General features: G+C 71.9%; 25 protein-coding genes. 6 read left to right on the top strand and 19 right to left on the bottom strand.

Annotated elements, in window-relative coordinates; all coding sequences use genetic code 11:
* Positions 1–17: 17 nt before the first annotated feature.
* Positions 18–788 carry a hypothetical protein gene (locus AB0J80_RS17100; protein WP_364705558.1) on the top strand — a complete coding sequence of 257 codons (771 nt, stop codon included), beginning with the start codon at positions 18–20 and terminating at the stop codon, positions 786–788.
* Here AB0J80_RS17100 and AB0J80_RS17095 read toward each other — a convergent pair.
* The 12 genes from AB0J80_RS17095 to AB0J80_RS17040 form a co-directional block, all read right to left on the bottom strand.
* A complete protein-coding gene (locus tag AB0J80_RS17095; protein ID WP_364705556.1) occupies positions 749–985 on the bottom strand; it encodes a nuclear transport factor 2 family protein in 237 nt (78 codons plus the stop codon). The genes AB0J80_RS17100 and AB0J80_RS17095 overlap by 40 nt on opposite strands.
* Before the next feature lies 1 nt (position 986).
* On the bottom strand, positions 987–1559 hold the full coding sequence (locus AB0J80_RS17090; RefSeq protein WP_364705554.1) for a hypothetical protein: 573 nt from the start codon (positions 1557–1559) through the stop codon (positions 987–989).
* 53 nt (positions 1560–1612) lie between these two features.
* Positions 1613–2641 (bottom strand): glutamine synthetase, encoded by a 1029-nt coding sequence (gene glnII / locus AB0J80_RS17085; RefSeq protein ID WP_364705553.1) that lies wholly within the window; start codon positions 2639–2641, stop codon positions 1613–1615.
* 179 nt (positions 2642–2820) lie between these two features.
* A complete protein-coding gene (pheT, locus tag AB0J80_RS17080) occupies positions 2821–5298 on the bottom strand; it encodes a phenylalanine--tRNA ligase subunit beta (RefSeq protein ID WP_364705551.1) in 2478 nt (825 codons plus the stop codon).
* 2 nt (positions 5299–5300) lie between these two features.
* Positions 5301–6362: a phenylalanine--tRNA ligase subunit alpha gene (gene pheS, locus AB0J80_RS17075; RefSeq protein ID WP_364705549.1), complete on the bottom strand. Its 1062-nt coding sequence runs from the start codon at positions 6360–6362 to the stop codon at positions 5301–5303.
* Between the two features lie 142 nt (positions 6363–6504).
* The gene (locus AB0J80_RS17070; RefSeq protein ID WP_364705547.1) at positions 6505–7320 is read right to left on the bottom strand and encodes an RNA methyltransferase; all 816 of its coding nucleotides are present in this window, start codon (positions 7318–7320) and stop codon (positions 6505–6507) included.
* A gap of 46 nt (positions 7321–7366) precedes the next feature.
* On the bottom strand, positions 7367–7759 hold the full coding sequence (rplT, locus tag AB0J80_RS17065; protein ID WP_015623965.1) for a 50S ribosomal protein L20: 393 nt from the start codon (positions 7757–7759) through the stop codon (positions 7367–7369).
* Between the two features lie 37 nt (positions 7760–7796).
* Positions 7797–7991: a 50S ribosomal protein L35 gene (gene rpmI, locus AB0J80_RS17060; protein WP_071807036.1), complete on the bottom strand. Its 195-nt coding sequence runs from the start codon at positions 7989–7991 to the stop codon at positions 7797–7799.
* 47 nt (positions 7992–8038) lie between these two features.
* Complete coding sequence (gene infC / locus AB0J80_RS17055) at positions 8039–8662, bottom strand: translation initiation factor IF-3 (RefSeq protein ID WP_364705666.1); 624 nt, start codon at positions 8660–8662, stop codon at positions 8039–8041.
* Positions 8663–8990: 328 nt separating this feature from the next.
* A complete protein-coding gene (locus tag AB0J80_RS17050) occupies positions 8991–9452 on the bottom strand; it encodes a PH domain-containing protein (RefSeq protein WP_364705545.1) in 462 nt (153 codons plus the stop codon).
* An 8-nt stretch (positions 9453–9460) separates the two neighbouring features.
* Positions 9461–10306: an ATP phosphoribosyltransferase gene (gene hisG, locus AB0J80_RS17045; protein ID WP_364705543.1), complete on the bottom strand. Its 846-nt coding sequence runs from the start codon at positions 10304–10306 to the stop codon at positions 9461–9463.
* 44 nt (positions 10307–10350) lie between these two features.
* Positions 10351–10614 carry a phosphoribosyl-ATP diphosphatase gene (locus tag AB0J80_RS17040; RefSeq protein ID WP_364705542.1) on the bottom strand — a complete coding sequence of 88 codons (264 nt, stop codon included), beginning with the start codon at positions 10612–10614 and terminating at the stop codon, positions 10351–10353.
* 78 nt (positions 10615–10692) lie between these two features.
* Between AB0J80_RS17040 and AB0J80_RS17035 the strand changes: the two genes are divergently transcribed.
* From AB0J80_RS17035 to AB0J80_RS17020, 4 genes are read left to right on the top strand one after another with little or no spacing between them, the layout of a single operon-like run.
* On the top strand, positions 10693–11568 hold the full coding sequence (locus tag AB0J80_RS17035) for an ABC transporter substrate-binding protein (RefSeq protein ID WP_364705540.1): 876 nt from the start codon (positions 10693–10695) through the stop codon (positions 11566–11568).
* Positions 11565–12407 (top strand): amino acid ABC transporter permease, encoded by an 843-nt coding sequence (locus tag AB0J80_RS17030; protein WP_364705539.1) that lies wholly within the window; start codon positions 11565–11567, stop codon positions 12405–12407. Before AB0J80_RS17035 ends, AB0J80_RS17030 begins: the two co-directional genes overlap by 4 nt.
* Before the next feature lies 1 nt (position 12408).
* Positions 12409–13149, top strand: coding sequence for an amino acid ABC transporter ATP-binding protein (locus tag AB0J80_RS17025; RefSeq protein WP_364705537.1), 741 nt, complete (start codon positions 12409–12411; stop codon positions 13147–13149).
* A gap of 4 nt (positions 13150–13153) precedes the next feature.
* Positions 13154–13954 (top strand): methyltransferase domain-containing protein, encoded by an 801-nt coding sequence (locus AB0J80_RS17020; RefSeq protein ID WP_364705535.1) that lies wholly within the window; start codon positions 13154–13156, stop codon positions 13952–13954.
* On the opposite strand, the gene AB0J80_RS17015 is transcribed toward AB0J80_RS17020, so the two are convergent.
* Both AB0J80_RS17015 and AB0J80_RS17010 read right to left on the bottom strand, forming a co-directional pair.
* Complete coding sequence (locus AB0J80_RS17015; RefSeq protein ID WP_364705534.1) at positions 13941–14903, bottom strand: AraC family transcriptional regulator; 963 nt, start codon at positions 14901–14903, stop codon at positions 13941–13943. The genes AB0J80_RS17020 and AB0J80_RS17015 overlap by 14 nt on opposite strands.
* A 95-nt stretch (positions 14904–14998) precedes the next feature.
* Positions 14999–16114, bottom strand: a complete 1116-nt coding sequence (locus AB0J80_RS17010) for a MerR family transcriptional regulator (RefSeq protein WP_364705532.1) — start codon at positions 16112–16114, stop codon at positions 14999–15001.
* Positions 16115–16265: 151 nt separating this feature from the next.
* On the opposite strand from AB0J80_RS17010, the gene AB0J80_RS17005 reads away from it, so the two are divergent.
* The gene (locus AB0J80_RS17005; RefSeq protein ID WP_364705531.1) at positions 16266–16862 is read left to right on the top strand and encodes a cysteine/serine endopeptidase inhibitor; all 597 of its coding nucleotides are present in this window, start codon (positions 16266–16268) and stop codon (positions 16860–16862) included.
* Here AB0J80_RS17005 and AB0J80_RS17000 read toward each other — a convergent pair.
* Genes AB0J80_RS17000 through ribD form a run of 5 tightly spaced genes read right to left on the bottom strand, consistent with a single transcriptional unit; the run spans position 16859 to position 21595 of the window.
* Positions 16859–18181 carry a hypothetical protein gene (locus AB0J80_RS17000; RefSeq protein ID WP_364705529.1) on the bottom strand — a complete coding sequence of 441 codons (1323 nt, stop codon included), beginning with the start codon at positions 18179–18181 and terminating at the stop codon, positions 16859–16861. The genes AB0J80_RS17005 and AB0J80_RS17000 overlap by 4 nt on opposite strands.
* Before the next feature lie 37 nt (positions 18182–18218).
* Positions 18219–18695, bottom strand: coding sequence for a 6,7-dimethyl-8-ribityllumazine synthase (gene ribH / locus AB0J80_RS16995; protein WP_364705527.1), 477 nt, complete (start codon positions 18693–18695; stop codon positions 18219–18221).
* A 44-nt stretch (positions 18696–18739) separates the two neighbouring features.
* Positions 18740–19945: a bifunctional 3,4-dihydroxy-2-butanone-4-phosphate synthase/GTP cyclohydrolase II gene (locus AB0J80_RS16990; RefSeq protein WP_364705525.1), complete on the bottom strand. Its 1206-nt coding sequence runs from the start codon at positions 19943–19945 to the stop codon at positions 18740–18742.
* Positions 19935–20537 (bottom strand): riboflavin synthase, encoded by a 603-nt coding sequence (locus AB0J80_RS16985; RefSeq protein ID WP_364705524.1) that lies wholly within the window; start codon positions 20535–20537, stop codon positions 19935–19937. The genes AB0J80_RS16990 and AB0J80_RS16985 overlap by 11 nt, the downstream gene beginning before the upstream one ends.
* Positions 20537–21595 carry a bifunctional diaminohydroxyphosphoribosylaminopyrimidine deaminase/5-amino-6-(5-phosphoribosylamino)uracil reductase RibD gene (gene ribD / locus AB0J80_RS16980; protein WP_364705522.1) on the bottom strand — a complete coding sequence of 353 codons (1059 nt, stop codon included), beginning with the start codon at positions 21593–21595 and terminating at the stop codon, positions 20537–20539. Before ribD ends, AB0J80_RS16985 begins: the two co-directional genes overlap by 1 nt.
* Positions 21596–21688: the final 93 nt, after the last annotated feature.

Here is a 21688-nt window from a genome sequence, read left to right as displayed (position 1 = left end):
TCCGTACGTTGATAGGCATGCTGCTGACCGTCGTTGCTGACTACGGAACCGGTGATCTCGCCTTCGCGGAGGTGCGGCAGCGGTTCGCCCTCCTCCTGCCCGACGCCGACGTCTCCGCCATCCCCGTGCCGCCGTTCGACACCGTGAGTGCCGGGTTCTGCGTGGCGCAGCTGGCGTTCGGCGAGGGACCCGGCGACCGCGTCGTGTATGCCAACGTCGCGCCCCGCCAGGACGAGGACGAGCCACGCGAGGACAACGCCGGGGAACGGCTCGTGGCCGCGCGCCTGGAGTCCGGCGTCCTGGTGGTCGGTGTGGCCGCCGGTGCCAGCCTGTCGTTCCTCGCCGCCGAGGGTGTGCCGCTGCGGGCGGTCAACGTGCCCGACGCGGGCTCGCAGTTCCGGTCCCGTGACGTCTTCCCGGCCGCGGTCGCGGGGCTGGTCCGCGGTGACGACAGCCTGCTCGGCGACCCGGTGACCGTCGCCGGGCCGCCGGAGCGGTCGGTGGTCTACACCGACGGCTACGGCAACCTGAAGACCAGCTGGTACGACGCTCCCGCCGACACCGGAACCAAGGTGCGCGTCCGCATCGGGGACGCCGAGGCCGAGGCGATGGTCAGCGACGGGGTGTTCACCGTGCCCGCCGGCACGATCTCCTTCGCCCCGGGCAGCTCGGGCTGGCCGAGCGGCGGCGCGCACCGGGCCTGCTACGAGCTGTTCGCCCGCGGCGGGAACGCGGCGGAGATCTTCGGCTACCCGGCGTCCGGCACCCCGGTCGAGGTCCACCGGTAGATCTGCCCGTCGCGAAGCTCGTAGGAGTCCGGCGGGCCCGGCGCCGGCGAGGCGGCGAGGCGGGCCAGCACCTTCACCCGCCCGCGCAGGGCGAGCCTCGGCTCGTTCCAGTGCAGGTACGGGTGCAGCAGCGCCTTGAGCGCGACCTGGTCATGCCGTTCCACGGCGGCGAGCACCTGCTCGATGACCGCGTCCACCTCAGGCCGTCAGCGTCCGGGCGAGGTCGGACAGCTGCGCCGCCAGCGACTGGAAGACGGCGTCGGAGATTCTGTCCCGCTTGCGCAGATCGAGCAGTTTGCGGGTGAAGTCGCGCAGCTTCTGCCGTCCCTTGCCGGCCTTGCCGTTCGCGAGCCGGGACGCGGCGTCGTCCAGGCGCCGGTTGAGCTCCCGGCCGGCCTCCGGCGGCAGCTGCCCCGCGGCGACCGCCTCCCGGATGGTGGTGCGCATGCCGTCGATGAGCTCGCCCGGATCGCGGTTCTCCGGGCTGGGAGTCCTCGACGGCGTGGGGCTGACCGACGGCGACGGTGAAGGTGAGAGTGAAGGCGAGGGCGAAGGGGACGACGACGGGGAAGGCGAGGAGCTCGCGACCGTCGGCGCGGAGCCGGACGAGGCCCGCAGCACCGTGACGGTGGCGAAGCCGGTCATGACGATCGCCCCGGTCACGGCGGCCCACATGACGCGCCGGGAGCGGTCCGGACGCGGCCGGACGGTCGGCAGCACGGCCGTCGGGGCGTACGGACCGGCCCCGGGCTGCGGAGGCGTGACTGACATGGCGGACATCATGCCAGCTCATCGCGCCGATGGAGTCCCTTGCGGGCCGGGTTTCAGACCTGGCCGGCCTTCTCCAGCGCGGCGCAGCAGGTGTCGACGAGCAGGCGCGTCACGACGTACGGGTCGACGTTGGCGTTGGGGCGGCGGTCCTCGATGTAGCCCTTGCCGTCCTTCTCGACCTGCCACGGGATGCGGACCGAGGCACCGCGGTCGGAGACGCCGTAGCTGTACTCGTTCCACGGCGCGGTCTCGTGCAGGCCGGTCAGGCGGTCGTCGATGCCGGCGCCGTAGTTCTTGACGTGGTCCATCGGCTTGGAGCCCTCACCGAGCGCCTCGCATGCCGTGATGATGGCCTCGTAGCCCTCGCGCATCGCCCTGGTGGAGAAGTTGGTGTGGGCGCCGGCGCCGTTCCAGTCGCCCTTGACCGGCTTGGGGTTGAGGGTGGCGGAGACCTTGAAGTCCTCGGCGGTGCGGTAGAGCAGCCACCGGGCCACCCAGAGCTGGTCGGCGACCTCCAGCGGGGCGAGCGGGCCGACCTGGAACTCCCACTGGCCGGGCATGACCTCGGCGTTGATGCCGGAGATGCCCAGGCCTGCCTTGAGGCAGTTGTCCAGGTGCGCCTCGACGATGTCGCGGCCGAAGATCTCGTCGGCGCCGACGCCGCAGTAGTAGCCGCCCTGCGGAGCCGGGAAGCCGCCCGCGGGGAAGCCGAGCGGACGGGTGCCGTCGAAGAAGGTGTACTCCTGCTCGATGCCGAAGATCGGCTCCTGGGCGGCGAACCGCTCCGCCACCTCGGCCAGGGCGGCCCGGGTGTTGGACTCGTGCGGGGTCATGTCGATGTTGAGCACCTCGCACAGCACGAGGATGTCGGCGCCGCCGCGGATCGGGTCGGGGCAGGTGAAGACCGGCTTGAGCACGCGGTCGGAGGAGTGTCCCACGGCCTGGTTGGTGGAGGACCCGTCGAAGCCCCAGATCGGCAGCTCGGCGCCCTTCGCGCCGTCGTCCAGGATCTTGGTCTTGGAGCGGAGCTTGGCGGTCGGCTCGGTGCCGTCGATCCAGATGTACTCAGCCTTGAAGCTCACGGTCCACATCCTTCGGGTGGTTCCAGACTGCGGCACCGGGCCGCGGTGGTGACACCTCGGAGCCTCTCGGCGAGCGGTTTCCCGGCCGTTGCCCATATGTGAACCGCGTGTTACTCGGATGTGTGGGGCGTCACGCTTGGGGTGGGCCGGGCCTCCCGCGGAGACCCGGCCCCGAGTGCTCAGGCGCCGCGCAGGGTCGCGCCCGTACGCGCCGCCGCGGACGCCACCGCAGCGTCGCGTGCCGCCACCGCCTCCTCGACCGTCAGCGTGCGGTCGGGGGCCCGGAACGTCAGCTTGTACGCCAGGCTCTTGCGGCCCTCGCCGAGCTGCTCCGACGCGTACACGTCGAAGAGCCGCACCGACTCGAGCAGCTCGCCCGCCCCCTCGACCAGCGCCGACTCCACCGACGCGGCCGGCACCGACGACTCCACCACCAGCGCCACGTCGATCAGGGCGGGCGGGTAGGTGGAGATCTTCGCCGCCTGGGTCACCGGGCGGGCCGGCACCGCGTCCAGGTCGAGCTCCATCGCGCAGGTGCGCTTGGGCAGCTCGAGGGCGGACAGCACGGCCGGGTGCAGCTCGCCCGCGTGGCCGACGACCGTGCCGTCGACCGAGATCGCGGCGCAGCGGCCCGGGTGCCACGGGGCGTGGTCGGCGGCCGCCACGGTGACCCGGTCCGGGGTCATGCCCGCCGCCGACAGGGCGATGCGGGCCGCCTCGACGGCGTCCGACCAGGTGGCCGGGCGCCCGGCGCCCCACCAGCCGGCCGGCGCCACGTCGCCGGTGAGCGCCACGGCGAGGTGCCACGGCTGCTCCGGCACGATGGCGTTCGCCGCGGTCCAGTCCTCGTCCGACGGGCCGTGGTCCACGCCCAGGGGCGGAGGCGCCGTGGTGGCCAGGTGCGGCAGGAACACCGTACCCGTCTCGAAGAGCGCGAGGTCACGCTCGCCGCGGCCGAGGTTGCGCTTCAGCGTGGCGAGCAGGGGCGCCAGCAGCGACGTGCGCAGCAGCGGCTCCTGCTCCGACAGCGGGTTGGTCAGCTTGACCGCGCTGCGGCGGGGGTCGTCCGCCGGCAGGCCGAGCAGGTCCGCCGACGCCGGGGCGACGAACGGGTACGACAGCACCTCGACGTAGCCGTTCTCGGCCAGGGCGCGGCCGATCATGCGGCGGCGTACCTGCTGCTCGGTGAGGCCGCGCCCGCCGCGCGCCGGCGGCAGGACGCTCGGGATCGCGTCGTAGCCGCCGAGGCGGGCCACCTCCTCGACCAGGTCGATGCCGGCCACGAGGTCGGGGCGCCACGACGGCGGGGAGACCTCGAGCGGTTCGGCGCCGGTGACCGTGCAGCCGACCTGGCCGAGCAGCTCGATGACCCGCTCGGTCTCGTACGCCACGCCGATGCGCCGGGTGGCCAGGTCGGTGGGCAGGAGCACCGGGGCCGGCGGCACCACGTGGTCGATGTCGAGCACCCGCGGGTCCACGGTGCCGCCCGCGTGGGTGGTGAGCAGCTCGACCGCGCGCTGGAGCGCGACCAGCGGCAGCTGCGGGTCGACGCCGCGTTCCCAGCGCTTGGCCGCCTCGCTGAACAGCTTGTGCCGGCGCGCCGTGCGCCCGACCATCACCGGGTCCCAGTGGGCGGCCTCGAGCAGGACGTCCACCGTGTCCGGCTGCACCTCGCTGGTCTCGCCGCCCATGACCGCGGCGAGCGAGATCGGCCCGGAGTCGTCGCAGATCACCATGTCCTCGGCGTCGAGCACGCGCGCGACGCCGTCGAGGGTGGTCAGCTTCTCCCCCGGCCGGGCCCGGCGCACCACCAGCCCGCCGCGCAGCAGGTTGACGTCGAACACGTGCATGGGCTGGCCGAGCTCGAGCATCACGTAGTTGGTGATGTCGACGGCGAGTGAGATCGTCCGGACGCCGGCCGCGATGAGGCGGCGCTGCATCCACTCCGGGGACGGCGCCGCCGGATCGATGCCGCGCACCACCCGGGCGGCGAAGCGGTCGCAGCCGACCGTGTCCTCGATGCGGACGTCGTACGGCGCCTCGGGCGTGACGGCGGCGAACGGCGCACGCCCCGGGTCGGTGTACGCCGCACCGTACGCGTAAGCCAGCTCCCGGGCGATGCCCCGCACGCTCATCTGGTAGCCCCGGTCCGGGGTGATCTCGACGTCGACGATGACGTCGTCGAGCCCGATGACCGGGCGGGCGTCGGTGCCGGGCGTGGCCGACTCCGGCGGCAGCACGATGATGCCGTCGTGGTCGCCGCTGAGCCCCAGCTCGGCCGCGGAGCAGATCATGCCGTTGGACTGGCGCCCGTACGTCTTGCGCGCGCCGATGGTGAAGCCGCCGGGCAGCTCGCCGCCGGGCAGGATCACGACCACGAGGTCGCCGACCGCGAAGTTGCGCGCGCCGCAGACGATCTCCTGCGCAGCCGGGTTGCCGACGTCCACGCGGCAGTGGCGGATCGGCTTCTTGAAGCCGGTCAGCTCCTCGATCTCCAGCACCCGGCCGACGACCAGGTCGCCCTTGATCGTGGCGGCCTGGTCGACGATGGACTCGACCTCGATGCCGAGGTCGACCAGCTTGCGCTCGAGCTCGGCGGCGTCGACGGCCGCCGGCAGCTCGACGTACTCGCGCAGCCAGGACAGGGACAGCTTCATGATCAGACCGCCATACCGAAGTTGCGGGTGAACCGGACGTCACCCTCCACCATGTCGTGCATGTCGCTCACGCCGTTGCGGAACATCAGCGTTCGCTCGACGCCCATGCCGAACGCGAAGCCGGAGTAGCGCTCGGCATCGATGCCGCAGGCGGTCAGCACCCGCGGGTTGACCATGCCGCAGCCACCCCACTCGACCCAGCGCGGGCCGTCGCGGTGCTGGGCGAACCAGACGTCGAACTCCGCGGACGGCTCGGTGAACGGGAAGTAGTGCGGCCGCCACCGGGTGCGCGCGTCGGGTCCGAACATCGCCCGGGCGAAGTGGTCGAGCGTGCCCTTGAGGTGGGCCATGGTGATGCCCTCGTCGACGACGAGACCCTCGATCTGGTGGAACACCGGGCTGTGCGTGGCGTCCAGGTCGTCCGTCCGGTACGCCCGCCCGGGGCTCACCACGTAGATCGGCGGCTGCCGGGTCAGCATGGTGCGCACCTGACCGGGCGACGTGTGCGTCCGCATGACCAGGCCGGGAAGGTCCACGTAGAACGTGTCCATGAGCCCGCGCGCCGGGTGGTCGGGGCCGATGTTGAGCGCGTCGAAGTTGGCCCATTCCAGCTCGAGCTCGGGCCCCTCGACGACGTCGTAGCCCATGCCGATGAACAGGTCGGCCATGTGCTCCATGAGCGTGGTCAGCGGGTGCCGGGCGCCGCGCGGGCGGCGGTCCCACGGCAGGGTGACGTCGACGCGCTCCTCGACCAGCACCCGGGCGGCCCGCTCGAGCTCCAGCTCGGCGAGGCGGGCGTCGAACGCGCCCTGGATGGACTGCCGGGCCACGTTGACGCGCTTGCCGGCGTCGGACTTCGCCGCCGGCGGCAGCGAGCCGATCTCGCGGCGCGCGAGCGACACCGGCGAACGGTCGCCCAGGTGGGCAGGCTTGAGCGCGCCGAGCGCGTCGAGGTCGGCGGCCGCGGCGAACGCCTTCTGCGCGTCGGCGACCGCGGCCTCGAGGGCCTCGGGGGCGAGCAGGGCGGCCTGCTTCGGATCGTACGGATCGTTGCGGTAGGACATGGTCGGGCGAACTCCCTCACACCGGATGAGCCATCGGGCAGTGTACGGAGGCGCGGCTGGGCCGCAGCCCGCCGGTCAGGGAGTTTCGCAGGAAAGAGTCAGCCCACGCGCCCGCGACCAGCGGGCTGGGTAAACATCCGACTCATGACGGTCTCCTCGGGGAGCGCTGCGCTCTCGCCGAAGCATACAAGCAGACCGCTGCGGCGGCAGCGAGATTAAGGCTCTCGGCCCCGCCGTAGATGGGTACGCGCACCCGCTTGTCCGCGGCCTTCAGCACGTCATCCGGCAGCCCGTGGGCCTCGGAACCGAACAGCCAGGCGGTCGGCCGCGCGAGGGAGCCGTCGTCGAGCAGCCCGTCCAGATCCGCATCGCCGTAGCCGGTGGTCGCGAGCACCTGCAGCCCGGCGGCGCGCAGCTCGGCGGCCACGGTCACGGGCGCACGCACCACGTCCACGTTGAACAGACTGCCGGCGGAGGACCGGACACATTTCCCGTTGTACGGGTCCACGGCGTCGCCGGCGAACACCACCGCACCGGCCCCGGCGGCGTCGGCCGTGCGCAGCACCGTACCCGCATTGCCCGGATCGCGGATCTCCGCCACGACCGCGACCAACCGCGGCTCTTTGGCCAGCGCCTCGGCCAGCGGCACGTCGACCTGCTGGCAGACCGCCACCAGGCCCTGCGGCTGCACCGTCTCGGCGAGGGCGGCCAGCCCCTCGTCGGTCACCGGGGACACCACGGGCGCCTGCATCGCGAGGTCGCCGTGGCGGGTGAGCGCGGTGTCCGTACCGAAGAGCTCGAGAACGACACCCGCGGCCAGGGCGGACCGCACGGCCTGCGGACCCTCGGCCAGGAAGCGGCCGGTCTGGTCGCGGTCGCGGCGGCGTTGCAGGCGCCGGGCCGCGACCACCCTGGGGGTACGGGGGGTGAACGTCACGCTGTTCCTCCGGACATGCATCGGGGCGCCTCCCGGACGAACCGGTAGGCGCCCCGAAAGGACTTGCTCAGGCGGCCTGGGCGGCGGCGCCACCCGTGCCCTCGGCCGCGACGGCGGCGCGAGCGATCTCGACGATCGCCGCGAACGAGGCGGCGTCGTTGACGGCCAGGTCGGCCAGGATCTTGCGGTCCACCTCGACGCCGGCCAGCTTCAGGCCCTGGATGAGGCGGTTGTAGGTCAGGCCGTTGGCCCGGGCGCCCGCGTTGATGCGCGTGATCCACAGCTGGCGGAAGTCGCCCTTGCGGTCACGGCGGTCGCGGTACGAGTACTGCATCGAGTGCAGCACCTGCTCCTTGGCCTTGCGGTACAGGCGCGAGCGCTGACCGCGGTAACCGCTGGCGGTCTCCAGCAACGTGCGACGCTTCTTCTGGGCGTTCACTGCCCGCTTGACGCGTGCCATTTCGGTACTCCTAACAGGGGAACGGATGTGGCGCGCGTCAGCGGCCCAGCAGCTTCTTCACTCGCTTGGTGTCAGCCTTGGCCACGACGACCGTACCGGTCATCCGGCGCGTGACGTGGGAGGACTTGCCCTCGAGCAGGTGGCGCTTGCCGGCCTGCTCGCGGACGATCTTGCCCTTGCCGGTGACCTTCACCCGCTTACCCATGCCGGTGTGGCTCTTCATCTTCGGCACTTGAACGCCTACTCTCTCTGCCCCGGCGGTCCGGGGAACGTACTGGCTTACTCTGCGGTGGTGTCGGCGGCGGCCGGCGGTGCCTCGGCACCATCGCCCTCGCGCGGCTCCCGCGGCGGGCGGGCGTTGGCCGCGATCGTCGCCGCGGCGGCGGCCTTGGTCGCCCGGTGGGGAGCCAGCACCATGATCATGTTGCGGCCGTCCTGCTTGGGACTGGCCTCGACGAAACCCAGTTCCGAGATCTCTTCGCTGAGCCGGCGCAGGAGCCGGAAACCCAGCTCGGGGCGGCTCTGCTCACGACCACGGAACATGATCGTCACCTTGACCTTGTCGCCCGCCTTGAGGAACCGCACCACGTGACCCTTCTTGGTCTCGTAGTCGTGCGGGTCGATCTTCGGCCGCAGCTTCATTTCCTTGATGACGGTCTGTTGCTGGTTGCGCCGTGCCTCGCGCGCCTTGAGTGCACTCTCGTACTTGAACTTGCCGAAGTCCATGAGCTTGCACACCGGCGGACGGGCCATGGGCGCGACCTCGACCAGGTCCAGGTCCACGTCCGCGGCCAGCTGAAGGGCGCGCTCGAGCGGGACGATGCCCACCTGCTCACCCTCGGGGCCGACCAGTCGGACCTCTCGAGCCCGGATCTGTTCGTTAACGCGCGGTTCGACGCTGATGGGGCCTCCTCAGAACGAGTGTCATGTCGTGGGCCCTTCCGGCGGATTCGGCCGCGGAAAGACCCTGCCAATGTCGGTCGGCCTCGCCCCCGCCCCTGACGAGCCACGGGGCGAGGAGGAAAGCAGAAGGCCCCGGCACATGCCGGGGCCCGCTCGACCGGTCATCGGCGCCCATGAGGACGCACACCCATCCCGGGATATTCCCGGAATCGGTTGACCGGACCCGGACGCCGCGGGGGCGACTCGGGTGGGAACCAGCGGGCTCCTCTTTCGCGCCCGCGGCTCGAAAAGAACGCAGGCGTGGTCGACTGCGGCAGAGTCTACCAGTTCAGGATGAGGAAGCCGAATGAAGGGCGCGCAGCGCGCGGACGCCCTCGACGGCGTACTCCTTGTCGGCGGCCTGCAGCGCGTGCACCGGCACCGTCTCGTCGTTGTGCAGCTCCAGCATGGCCCACGCCGAGTTGCGGTCGAAGCGCACCGCGCGCACCGCCGACCAGGGGAGGTCGAAGTTCCCGACGACGTTGCGGACCCGGACGTGGTCGGCGTCCGCCCAGATGCGGGGCCGGGTGAAGGCCAGGATGCCCAGGGCGGCGAGCACCCCGAGGCCGACCATCGCGGTCTGGTCGCCCCGCTCGAACTGCCCCATGCCGTCACCGGTGGCCCCGTGCAGGCCGAAGCTGAGCGCGGTGAAGAGGATCACCACCGCGGCGGCCGAGACGCCGGCGACCCAGCGGATGCGCCGCGGCCTGTACTCGACAGCCTCATGCGTGGGAGTAGTCACGACCACCACTCTGCCACTCACAACCGGCAGTTGGAGATGTCGGTCACCAGGATGGCGCGGGCGCCCAGCTCGTACAGCTCGTCCATGATCCGGTGAGCGTCGGCGCGGCGGACCATGGCCTGCACCGCGACCCAGCCCTCACGGTGCAGCGGGGAGACCGTCGGCGACTCGATGCCGGGGGTCAACGCGGTGGCGTTCTCCAGCAGGTCGGCACGCACGTCGTACGCGAGCATCACGTAGCTGCGCGCCACCAGCACGCCCTGCAGCCGCCGGACGAGCTGCGCGGTCTTGGGATCCGACCCGTCGTCGCCCCGGCCGATCAGGATCGCCGAGGAGCGCAGCAGCGGCTCGCCAAAGGTCACCAGCCCCGCCTGCCGCAGCGTCCGGCCGGTCTCCACCACGTCGGCGATGAGGTCGGCCACTCCGAGCCGCACGGCGTTCTCCACCGCGCCGTCGAGGCGGACCACGTCGGCCTTGAGGTCGCGCTCGGTCAGATACCGCTCGACGACCCCCGGGTACGCGGTGGCGATGCGGCGCCCCCCGATCTCGCCCTCCGACGTCAGCGTGCCGGTCGGCGCGGCCCAGCGGAACGTGGCACCGCCGAAGCCGAGGTCGAGCAGCTCCTGGGCCGGCACTCCGGAGTCGACGAGCAGGTCGCGCCCGGTGATGCCGAGATCCAGGTCACCTGAGCCGACGTACGTGGCGATGTCGCGGGGGCGCAGATAGAAGAACTCGACGTCGTTGTCCTCGTCCCGGCAGACGAGGTCCTTGGGGTCGGTGCGCTGGCGGTAGCCGGCGTCGCGCAGCATCTGGGCGGCCGGTGCGGACAGGGTTCCCTTGTTCGGTACGGCGATTCGCAACATGGACGTGCTCCTTCGATGAGACTCGATCGCAGGCGGTGGGCACGTCACAGATGTCGGTAGACGTCCTTGAGCTCGAGGCCGGTCGCGATCATCAGCACCTGCGCCTGGTAGAGCAGCTGGGAGATCTCCTCGGCGGCCCGCTCGGGGCCCTCGTGCTCGGCGGCCATCCAGGACTCGGCGGCCTCCTCGACGACCTTCTTGCCGATGAAGTGCACACCCTTGTCCAGCGCCGCGACGGTGCCCGAACCCTCGGGCCGCTGCGCCGCCTTCGTCTGGAGCTCGGCGAACAACTCTTCGAACGTCTTCACGGGAGCCGATTGTGGCAGCTCATCACGGAGTGGCGACGGACGGCCCCATACCTTGGGACGTGGGTTAGCCTCCCCTTCATGCTCAGCAGAAACACCGTCGCGGCGGTCGGCAGCGCCGTTGTGCTCCTCGTCACGCTGGGCGCGTGCGCTCCGGCGGATGAGAACTCCCCCGACGCCGGCGGTTCCGCGTCCACCTCCCAGCCCACCTGCACGCCGGGTGCCCTCGACACCAGGACGCCGGGCAAGCTCACCATCGGCACCGACAACCCCGCGTACGAGCCGTGGTTCAGCGACAACAAGCCGGCCAACGGCAAGGGCTTCGAGTCCGCCGTGGCCTACCAGGTCGCCGAGCGGCTGGGCTACCCGGCGCAGAACGTCGTCTGGACCTCGGTCACGTTCAACAACGCGATCGCGCCCGGCCCGAAGACCTTCGACTTCGACATCAACCAGTTCTCGATCACGCCGGAGCGGCGCAAGGCGGTCGACTTCTCCTCGCCGTACTACCTGGTCCGGCAGACGGTGATCACCACCAAGGGCTCGAAGATCGACGGCGCGAAGACGGTCGCCGAGCTGAGCGGCGCCAAGCTCGGCGCCCAGGTCGGCACCACCAGCTACCAGGCGATCAACGAGCTGATCAAGCCGTCGGCCGCGCCTCAGGTGTTCAACAACAACGACGACGCCAAGAAGGCCCTGGAGAACAAGCAGGTCGACGGCATCGTGGTGGACCTGCCGACCGCGTTCTACATGACGGCGGCGGAGCTCGAGGACGGCGTGATCGTCGGGCAGCTGCCGCAGGTGGGCGTACCGGAGCAGTTCGGTCTCGTCCTGGACCTGGACTCGAAGCTGACGCCGTGCGTCAGCCGGGCCGTGGAGCAGCTGCGCCAGGACGGCACCCTCGCGGTGCTCGAGAAGACCTGGCTGGCGAGCACGGGCGGGGCTCCCGAGCTTTCGTGACGCCATACCTGCCCAGCGAGGTTCAGCGCGGGCGGATCGCTTACCGCAGGCGGCAGACGATCCGTTCCGTGCTGCTCGCCGCGCTCTCCACCGCGATCGTGGGTGCCGCCCTCGCCTTCGCCGTGACCGGTGCGCCCGGCTGGGAACGGGTCAAGGCGTCGTTCTTCGACGGGGAGGTCGCGAAGAAATACCTGCCGGACATCCTCGAAGGACTGTGGCTCAACGTCCGGCTGCTCGTCGTCTGTGCCGCGGCCGCGCTGGCGCTCGGCCTGCTGGTCGCGGTGCTGCGCACGCTGCGGGGTCCGGTCTTCTTCCCGGTACGGGCACTGGCCACCGGCTACACGTACGCGTTCCGCGGCCTCCCGCTGATCATCGTCCTGTACGTGTTCACCCTCGGCGTGCCCGGTCTGCGCCTGCAGGGCATGCCGAGCGTGCTGGTCCTCGGCGGGGCGGCGCTCGTGATCACGTACGGCGCGTACCTGGCCGAGGTGTTCCGGGCCGGCATCGAGTCGGTGCACCCCAGCCAGCTGGCCGCCGCCCGGTCGCTCGGCCTCACCTACCGGCAGACCATGCGCCACGTGGTGCTGCCCCAGGCCGTACGCCGGGTCGCCCCGCCGCTGCTCAACGACACCGTGGCCCTGCAGAAGGACGTGGGCCTCGTGTCGCTGGCCGGCCCCATCGACGCCGTCCGCGCCGCCCAGATCGCCACGGCGCAGGAGGCGAACTTCACGCCGTACATTGTGGCCGGTGTGCTCTTCGTGCTCCTCGCCCTGCCGCTCATCGGCGTGACGGACTGGGTCACCCTGCGCGCGGCCCGCCGCCAGTCCGCGGGGGCCTGACATGCTGCTGTCCTGCGAGAACGTCCGCAAGACCTTCGGCTCGACGCTCGTGCTGGACGACCTGTCGCTCGAGGTCGGCGAGCATCAGGTGGTGGCGCTGATCGGCGCCTCCGGTTCGGGCAAGTCCACCCTGCTGCGCTGCGTCAACCTGCTCACGGAGATCGACGACGGCACGATCCGCCTCGACGGCGAGGACATCACCGACCCCCGCGTGAACCCGGACCTGGTCCGCCGCCGCATCGGCATGGTGTTCCAGTCCTACAACCTCTTCCCGCACATGTCCGTGCTGCGCAACATCACCCTCGCCCCGCAGGAGGTCCACGGCCGTTCGGTGGGCGACACCCACGACCAGGCCATGGCCTGGCTCGACCGGGTCGGCCTCGCCGACAAGGCGCACAGCTACCCGGACCGGCTCTCGGGCGGCCAGCAGCAACGGGTCGCGATCGTCCGCGCGCTGGTCAACAGCCCGCGCCTGCTGCTGCTCGACGAGGTGACGTCCGCGCTGGACCCGGAGCTGGTCGGCGAGGTCCTCACGATGATCCGCGGCCTCAAGGAGGACGGGATGACCATGGTGCTGGCGACCCACGAGATGGGCTTCGCCCGGCAGGTGGCCGACCGCGTGGTCTTCCTCGACGGCGGGCGGGTCCTCGAGGCGGGGCCGCCGGAGCAGGTGCTCGGCGACCCGGTCGAGGCGCGTACCCGGCAGTTCCTGGCCCGGATCATCGAAGCAGGAAGGCTGTGACCCGATGAGCGATCACCATTTCGCCGGTTCGATCCCGGACATCTACGACCGGTGCCTCGGTCCGATGCTGTTCCGCCCGTTCGCCGAGGACCTCGCCGCGCGGCTGGCCGCGCTGCCGGTGCACCGGGTGCTGGAGCTGGCTGCCGGCACGGGCATCGCCACCTCGGAGGTGGCACGGGCGGTTCCGGCCGGCACCCGGATCGTCGCCACCGACCTGCACCAGCCGATGCTCGACGTCGCGGCGCGGCGTGCCCGCGCGACCGCGGTGGAGTTCCGGACGGCCGACGCGCAGGACCTCCCCTTCGCCGACGGCAGCTTCGACGCGATCTACTGCCAGTTCGGTGTCATGTTCCTGCCCGACAAAAACCGGGCGTACCGCGGAATGCGCCGCGTCCTGGCTCCACAGGGCACTCTGGTGTTCAGCGTGTGGGACCGGCTCGAGACCAGCCCGATACCGGCGACGGTCGCCTCCGCGCTGGCCCGGCTCTTCCCGGACGACCCCCCGCAGTTCATGTCCCGCATCCCGCACGGCTACCACGACCCGGCGGTGATCCGCGACGCCCTCAGCGCCGCCGGCTTCACCGAGGTCACCGTGGAAGCGGTCACCCTGCCCAGCGTGGCGCCGTCCGCGCGCGAGGTGGCCGTCGGCTTCTGCCAGGGCACACCCCTGCGTCACGAGATCACCGAACGCGACCCGGAGGGCCTGGTCACCGTCACCGACGCGGTGACCGGTGCCGTGGCGGACCGCTTCGGCGACGGTACGGTCAGCGCCACCATGGCCGCCTTCGTCGTCACCGCTCGGTAGCGGGTGCCGCGCCCTCACGCCGGTGCTGGGACGGGACCGTCCCGTAGCGGGCCCGGTAGAGCGCGGCGAAGCGTCCCAGGTGGGTGAAGCCCCAGGTGTACGCGACCGATGCCACCGTCGCCGGCGACTCGCCGCAGAGGTCCGCGTGGGCCCGGGCCAGCCGTACGTCGCGCAGGTAGCGCATGGGCGACGTGCCGACCTGGCGCTGGAAGGCAGCCTGCAGCGTCCGCCGTCCGACGCCGGCGATGTCCGCGAGCGTCCCGAGCGTGTACGGGGACTCGGGATGGGACCGGATCGCGTCCACCACCCGGCGCACCGGGCCGGTGGCGGTGACCCGGCGGGGCGGCCGGTCGAGGTCCTCCCGGTGGCGATGACTCGTACTCATGACGAGCCCGGCCAGCATCATCTCGACGAGCCGGTCGCGCACCAGCGGGTGGTGGACCAGCCCGCGGGGATCCCTGGCATCGCCGGCCAGGAGGCGTACCAGGCGCAGCCAGGTGAGCCCCGGACCCTGCGCCACCTCGAGCCGCGACCCGAGCCGCAGCGGAGACGTCACCGGTGCGTCCAGCATCCCCGCCAGCTGGGCGCGCAACGCCGCCGCTTCGATCTTGATGCTCAGCGCCGAGCAGTCGCCGCTCCACCGGTCGTGCACCCGCTCGCCCGGCTGGTACAGCACCGCATCACCCGGCGGGACGACGACGGGATCGGCCCGGTCCTGATGCCGGCGCAGCCATCCCGAGCTCGGCACGTTGACGTGGAAGGCATCGATCCCCCGCATCGACACGTCGAGATCGGCACCGAACCGGCCCACGCCGATCGTCACCGGACCGGCCCGCACCACGTCGAAGTGGGCGTCGAGCGACTGCGACCGGTCCACGATCCGGGCGGTGCTGCGATAGAACTGCGGGTCGAGGAAGGACCGGAGCTCGTCCAGCTCTGAGGTCCGCACTGATCGCACCACCCGGGCAAGCTATTCGGTGCTCCGGCGGACGGTCAACGGCCACCGGGGGCCGTTCGCTCGTACGAGGGCTCACCTGCGACGGCTCAGGCCACGAGCAAGCGGAGACCGAGCTCGGCCGTGTCCTGGATGGCGAGCTCGCGGTTCCGCTCGGCCCACCGGCCCGAGGCGAGGTCGTCGTGCAGCCGGCTCACGGCCCGGTGCTCGGCCTCGGGCCCGACCCTGGTCCATACCGAAACGGCACGCCGGACCCGGTCCTCGAGGTAGGCCTCGGGGCGGCGCCAGTGCGCCTCGAACAGGCCGTCGGCGCAGTCCCAGGGGACGGGCACCGGCTCCGCGCGGCCCCCGATCGCGCGGGTCAGGTCGGTGAGTGCGGGCCAGCCGACGAGCAGCTCGGCGAACTCCGGCAGGTAGTCGCGGGTGAGCCAGAACCGCCGGCGCCAGCCGGTGTCGTCGGCGTCGTAGGTGAACACCACCACCCGGCGGGCCACCCGGCGCATCTCCCGCAGCCCGGCAACCGGGTCCGCCCAGTGATGCACGGTGCTGACCGCCATCGCGGCGTCGAAGGACCGGTCCTCGAACGGCAGGTTCTCCGCCGCCGCGGCCACGCACGGCGCCGCGCCCTCGGGACGCTGCGCTCGCATGACCGCTGACGGTTCCACCGCCGTGACCTCTCGGTCGGAGGGTTCGTACGAGCCGGTGCCGGCCCCCACGTTCAGCACCGTCCGGGCGTCACCGAGTGCTTCCCAGATGCGCGCGGCGAACCGCGGCTCGGTGCGTCGTGTCGCCGGGTAGGCGGCACCGATCGCGTCGTACAACTGCGCGCCGAACACCTTCAGCTGTTCCTCCGGCGTCGTCCGGATTCCCATCGCCCGTGCCTCCAGTTCCCTGTCGATGGCCGCGACCATGGCGGCGGCGTGGTCGCGCTGCTCCACCAGCAGGCCGCGCAACCGCCGCAGGTGCGCGACGGCGTCGGTGGACGGGTCGTCGACCAGATCGGCGATCTCGCGCAACCCGAACCCCAGCCGCCGGTACGCGAGGACCTCCCGCAGCCGCTCCACGTCGCCCGCGGAGTAGGCCCGGTACCCGGCCGTGGTCCGCTTGGACGGCCGCAGCAGGCCGATCTCGTCGTAGTGATGCAGCGTGCGGACGGTCACGCCGGCCAGCTCGGCCACCCGTCCCACGGTCAGGTTCTCCTCCACGCCCGGAGACTATGGGCCATCACGCCGCGTCAGGGACAAGCTCGCCGGCGGGCGACTTAAGGAGGATTTCAGGACAGCTTGGTCGTCGTCTAAGGGCAGGGAAACAACGCATCCGTAGCGTAGGCGCGTCTGTCTGCCCGGAAGGATCACCATGCGTCTGCGCCGTCCCCGAAGCCGTGTCACCACAGCAGTCGTCGGCGGGCTCGCGGCAACCGTCACGGTCGTGGTCGCCATGGTGACCACCTCCGCCTCCGCGGCCACCATCCCCGTGGGGAAGTCGCAGACCGGTAAGGCCACCTACTACGACGACGCCGGCTACGGTGCTTGTGGCACTGAGATCAAGGCGGCCACCCAGAGCTTCGTCGCGGTCTCGCACACCTGGTGGACGTCCGCCAACCCGAACAAGGACCCGCTGTGCAAGGGCATCGCGGTGGCGGTCACCTACAAGGGCAAGACGGTCACGGTGCCGGTGCGCGACAAGTGCCCCGGGTGCGACGCGACCCATCTCGACCTCAGCAAGCCGGTCTTCGAGAAGTTCGAGCCCCTGGGCGTGGGCGTCCTGCGGGGCGTCACCTGGAAGTTCGTCAATGCGGACGGCAGCTCCGCGGAAACCGGACCGACGACGACCGTGGCGCCGACCCGCACGAAGAAGCCCAAGGCCACGCCGACGTCCGTCGCCCCGACGACGTCGGCACCCGCCTCCGGCAAGCCGTGGCCCAGCCGGGCTCTGACCTTCAGGCGGCGCTAGAAGCGGTCGCGCAACCACGATCGCAGGCGGTCGCCGACGGTACGCGCGGGTAGCTGCGGAAGCGCGCGGCCCAGCTCCTCATCGGTGGCCGGGCGCGCCTCCCCGACCGCCTTCCGGAGCACCGCCGGGTCGACCCTGAGCCCGCCGACCACCTGAACGACGACCTCGCCGCGGCTCATCGCGTACCCGTGATGATCTTCCCGGCGGACGTAGCGGAGTCCCGGGCCCTCGGTCCGGCATTCGGCGACACGGACGCACACGGACCGGCCGTCGCCATAGGACACCGAGAGACGCACGGCCACACTGGACGGACCGCGGTACGCACGGTCCACGGGCTCGTATTGCATGCCGGGCGGGATACCGATGACCTGCCCGGCGAACCCGGGAATCCTCGCCGCGAAGTACTCGCCGGTCTGTTCGTGGCCGCCCAGCTCGGCGGCGGTGGCGGGGTGCAGGCTGAGCGCCGCCGCTCGCAGTGCGGCGTGCTCGACCGCCGCGTCGCCCGCGACCGTCACGTAGCGGTGGCCGACGGTGACCTGGTAGCCGTGCTCCACCTCGTTGTGCCGGTAGATCAGGCCGCCCGCCTCGCGTGTGCAGGCGCCCCAGGCCAGGCGCGCGTCCAGGGCGGTCGGCTGGCCGCACATCGCCTCGCCCTGGTGGAGCACGTCGTGCGCGACGACCGTGATGAAGAGGTCCGGGGGAACAGCGCCGGAGCCGGCCGGCCGGAACCCGCCGCCGCCGAGCCCGTCGCCGTAGTCGTGGTCGGTGGGGGTGTAGCCCGGGATGCTGACCGCGTACGAGGTCTCCCGGTGGACGCCGGCCAGCTGCATACGCTGCTCGAACTCCGCCGGCCACTCGCGGTGCAGCACCATCCCGGCGGCTGCGAGTAGCACGACGGTCAGCCCGCAGGCCGCAAGGCTGAGTCGCCATCCGCGCAGGAGCAGGCCGGCAATCAACGCGTACGGGATGCCGCCGAGCACCGACGCCCACACCGGGTGCACCGCGTAACCGATGGTCTCCAGCACCGACCAGCCCAGCGCCCAGCCCGCGGTGCCCAACCCGGTCACCAGCACCGCCCACAGCACGTGCCCGGCGACGGTCGAGCCGAGGACGGTGACGTCCCGGGTCGCCCGTGCCACGACGGCCAGGCCGGTCGCGACGGCCACCGCGCCGGCCAGCCCCACCCCCCAGAACGCGGGCGCGCCGCCTCCGAACGCGGCGACCAGCATCACTCGGGACACCGCCGGCACGACGACGGCACCGACGGCCCCGGCCGCGGCGAGCTGGGATCCCACGAGGACCGGCTTGGCATTCGTCACGAGCTACAGAATGTCGAAGCCGATCAACGTCGGCGGATCAGGCCTTCTCGACCTCACGGATCGCCAGCACGGCGTCGAGCACGGCCACGGTGCTCTGCCAGCCCTTGTCCTCGATCGAGTCCTCGAGACCGGCGCGGTCCTTGGCCTGGCCGAGGCTCTCGACGGTCAGCACCCCGTGCGCCACCGGGGTGCGCTCGTCCAGCGACACCCTGGTCAGGCCGGCGGTCACGGCGTCGCAGACGTAGTCGAAGTGGGCGGTCTCGCCGCGGATGACCACGCCGAGCGCGACCACGGCGTCGCACTTCTTCGCCAGGGCCTGGGCAACGATCGGGAGCTCGACCGAGCCCGCGACGCGGGTCACGATCACGTCGTCGACGCCGCATGCCTTCGCGGCCGCCTGGGCCCTGTCGACCATGTGGTCGACCAGGTCGGAGTGCCAGCGTGCGCCGACGATGCCGACCTTGAGGCCGGCGGCGTCGACGGTGTTCAGGTGTGGATCCCCGAAACCGGCCATGATGCCCCCTTCACGAAAATGATCCCATATGTGGCGTGCGGGGGTCAGCCCAACGCCTCGAACAGGTGGCCCATGCGGTCCCGCTTGGTCCGCAGGTACCGCACGTTCTCCGGGTGCAGGCGCACGGGCAGCGCCTCCCGGCCGGTGATCGTCAGGCCGTACCCCTCCAGCCCGGCCCGCTTCGCCGGGTTGTTGGTCAGCAGCCGCATCGAGCGCACGCCCAGGTCGACGAGGATCTGCGCGCCGGTGCCGTAGTCGCGGGCGTCGGCCGGCAGGCCCAGCTCCAGGTTCGCGTCGACGGTGTCCAGGCCCCGGTCCTGCAGCTGGTACGCCTGCAGCTTGTGCAGCAGCCCGATCCCCCGGCCCTCGTGCCCGCGCATGTAGAGCACGATGCCCCGGCCGGCCTCGGCGACCCGTTCGAGGGCGGCGTCCAGCTGGGGTCCGCAGTCGCAGCGCACCGAGCCGAACACGTCCCCGGTCAGGCACTCCGAGTGCACCCGCACCAGCACGTCCTCGCCGTCGCCGAGGTCGCCGTAGACCAGGGCGACGTGCTCGCCGCCGTCGACGGCCGCCCGGTAGCCGACCGCGGTGAAGTGGCCGTGCTCGGTCGGCAGCCGGGTCTCCACGACCCGCTCGATCTGGTGCTCCTGCCCCCGCCGGTACGCGATCAGGTCGGCGATGCTGATCAGCGCCAGGTCGTGCTCGACCGCGAACTTCTCCAGGTCGGGCAGGCGCATCATGGTGCCGTCGTCGTTGATCATCTCGCAGAGCACCCCGGCCGGGCGCAGCCCCGCGAGCACGGCCAGGTCGATCGCCGCCTCGGTGTGCCCCGGCCGGCGCAGCACACCGCCGGGCTTGGCCCGCAACGGCACGACGTGTCCCGGGCGCGACAGGTCGGTGGGCTGGGTGTCGGCGCTCGCCAGCAGCCGGATCGTGTGCGCCCTGTCGGCGGCCGAGATGCCGGTGCTGACGCCCTCCCGCGCGTCGACGGTCACCGCGTACGCCGTGCCGCGCCGGTCCTGGTTCGTGTGGAACATGGGCGGCAGGTCGAGGCGGTCGGCCTCCTCCTCGGTCAGCGGCACGCAGATGTACCCCGAGGTGTAGCGGACCATGAACGCCAGCAGCTCCGGCGTGGCGTGCTCGGCGGCGAAGATGAGGTCGCCCTCGTTCTCGCGGTCCTCGTCGTCGACGACGATCACCGGCTTCCCGGCGGCGATGTCCGCGACTGCGCGCTGAATGTCATCCAACATGACGGTCCCCCAGCATCTTCTCGACGTACTTCGCGATGACGTCGACCTCGAGGTTGACCGGGTCGCCGACGCCCTTGGATCCCAGGACGGTGAGCTTGAGGGTGGTGGGGATGAGCCCGACGCTGAACGACTCGTCGTCGACCGCCATGACGGTCAGCGAGACGCCGTCGACCGTGATCGAGCCCTTCTCCACCACGTAGCGGGAGAGCTCCCGCGGCAGCGAGAAGCGCAGCACCTCCCACTCGGCGGCGGGCTCGCGGGCGATGATCGTGGCGACCCCGTCGACGTGCCCCTGGACCAGGTGACCGCCGAGCCGGCTGCCCACGGTCGCGGCCCGCTCGAGGTTGACCGGGCTGCCGGGCGCGAGCGCCCCCAGCGACGAGCGGCGCAGGGTCTCGCCCATGACGTCGGCCGTGAAGACGCCGTCCTCGTTGTCGATGACGGTGAGACAGACCCCGTTGACGGAGATGGAGTCGCCGTGCCGTGCGTCCGACGTGACGAGGGGGCCGCGTACGGCGAGGACCGCCGAGTCGTTCCCCGCGTCGGTGAGGCGGACGACCTCACCGAGTTCCTCGACGATTCCGGTGAACATCAGGACTCCCCTTTGGGACGCGGTGTTGCCGTGAAACGCAGGTCGGAGCCGACCTGCGTGATGTCGGTGAAGTCCAGGTCGATCGCCTCGGCGATGGTGGTGACGCCCGCGTCGACCAGCGCCGTGCGGCCCCCGCCGAGCAGCTTCGGCGCGACGTAGCCCACCACCCGGTCGACCAGCCCCGCGGCGAGGAACGCCCCGGCCAGCGTCGGGCCGCCCTCGAGCAGCACCGCTCGGATGCCGCGGGCGTACAGGCCGGCGAGCAGGGCGGAGAGGTCGACGTGGCCGTCCGGCCCCGCGCCGACCTCGGCCGCCGTGGCGATCCAGGTCTCGGCGGCGGCGTCGCGGACGCGGGCCTTCTCCGGGGTACGCCCCGCGGAGTCGACGACCACCCGCAGCGGCTGCTTGATCGCGAGGCTGCCGTCGCGCAGGTCCCGGACGGTGAGCTGGGGGTCGTCGGCGAGCACGGTGCCGACCCCGGCCACGATGGCGTCGACCGTGCTGCGCAGCCGGTGCACGTCGGCCCGGGCCGGCTCGGAGGTGATCCACATGCTGGTGCCGTCGGCCGCCGCCGAGCGCCCGTCCAGCGTCGCCGCGTACTTCCAGGTCACGTACGGGCGGGCGCGGCGGACGGCGGTCAGCCAGGCGACGTTGCCCGCCTCGGCCTGCTCACGGCGTACCCCTGTCTCGATCTCGACCCCCGCGGCCCGCAGCGTCGCCGCTCCCCCGGCCGCGACGGGCGTCGGGTCGTCGACGGCGATGACCACCCGCTTGATTCCCGCGGCGATGAGCGCCTGCGCGCACGGACCGGTCCGGCCGGTGTGGTTGCACGGCTCGAGGGTGACCACCGCGGTGCCGCCCCGGGCGCGCTTGCCGGCCTGCGCGAGCGCCACGATCTCGGCGTGCGGACCGCCCGCGTACGCGTGGAAGCCCTCCCCGACGACCTCGCCGCCCGGATCGAGCAGCAGGCAGCCGACGACCGGGTTGGGGCTCGTGGTGCCGAGGCCACGGGCGGCAAGCGCGATCGCGCGCCGCATGGCCTCGTCCTCGGTGACCATCTCCCTGCCTTTCCCTGACGCGGTGCGGTCACGCGCTCAGGGAGGGAGAACGATGGGAACAGGACAGCAGGGGACGCTTCGCGCCGCCCCGGG

Origin of the sequence: Actinoplanes sp. NPDC049548, from assembly GCF_040676695.1 — a bacterium.
GTDB lineage: Bacteria > Actinomycetota > Actinomycetes > Mycobacteriales > Micromonosporaceae > Actinoplanes.
The sequence above is the reverse complement of the archived record's forward strand: the minus strand, read 5'-3'. Positions and strand labels throughout refer to the sequence as shown.

Excerpts from the sequence above, each read along its gene's own strand:
- AB0J80_RS17100 (WP_364705558.1), top strand. The coding sequence starts at position 18 with ATGCTGCTGACCGTCGTTGCTGACTACGGAACCGGTGATCTCGCCTTC.
- AB0J80_RS17090 (WP_364705554.1), bottom strand. The coding sequence starts at position 1,559 with ATGTCAGTCACGCCTCCGCAGCCCGGGGCCGGTCCGTACGCCCCGACG.
- pheT (WP_364705551.1), bottom strand. The coding sequence starts at position 5,298 with ATGAAGCTGTCCCTGTCCTGGCTGCGCGAGTACGTCGAGCTGCCGGCG.
- pheS (WP_364705549.1), bottom strand. The coding sequence starts at position 6,362 with ATGTCCTACCGCAACGATCCGTACGATCCGAAGCAGGCCGCCCTGCTC.
- AB0J80_RS17070 (WP_364705547.1), bottom strand. The coding sequence starts at position 7,320 with ATGCATGTCCGGAGGAACAGCGTGACGTTCACCCCCCGTACCCCCAGG.
- rplT (WP_015623965.1), bottom strand. The coding sequence starts at position 7,759 with ATGGCACGCGTCAAGCGGGCAGTGAACGCCCAGAAGAAGCGTCGCACG.
- hisG (WP_364705543.1), bottom strand. The coding sequence starts at position 10,306 with ATGTTGCGAATCGCCGTACCGAACAAGGGAACCCTGTCCGCACCGGCC.
- AB0J80_RS17035 (WP_364705540.1), top strand. The coding sequence starts at position 10,693 with ATGCTCAGCAGAAACACCGTCGCGGCGGTCGGCAGCGCCGTTGTGCTC.
- AB0J80_RS17025 (WP_364705537.1), top strand. The coding sequence starts at position 12,409 with ATGCTGCTGTCCTGCGAGAACGTCCGCAAGACCTTCGGCTCGACGCTC.
- AB0J80_RS17020 (WP_364705535.1), top strand. The coding sequence starts at position 13,154 with ATGAGCGATCACCATTTCGCCGGTTCGATCCCGGACATCTACGACCGG.
- AB0J80_RS17005 (WP_364705531.1), top strand. The coding sequence starts at position 16,266 with ATGCGTCTGCGCCGTCCCCGAAGCCGTGTCACCACAGCAGTCGTCGGC.
- ribH (WP_364705527.1), bottom strand. The coding sequence starts at position 18,695 with ATGGCCGGTTTCGGGGATCCACACCTGAACACCGTCGACGCCGCCGGC.
- AB0J80_RS16990 (WP_364705525.1), bottom strand. The coding sequence starts at position 19,945 with ATGTTGGATGACATTCAGCGCGCAGTCGCGGACATCGCCGCCGGGAAG.
- AB0J80_RS16985 (WP_364705524.1), bottom strand. The coding sequence starts at position 20,537 with ATGTTCACCGGAATCGTCGAGGAACTCGGTGAGGTCGTCCGCCTCACC.
- ribD (WP_364705522.1), bottom strand. The coding sequence starts at position 21,595 with ATGGTCACCGAGGACGAGGCCATGCGGCGCGCGATCGCGCTTGCCGCC.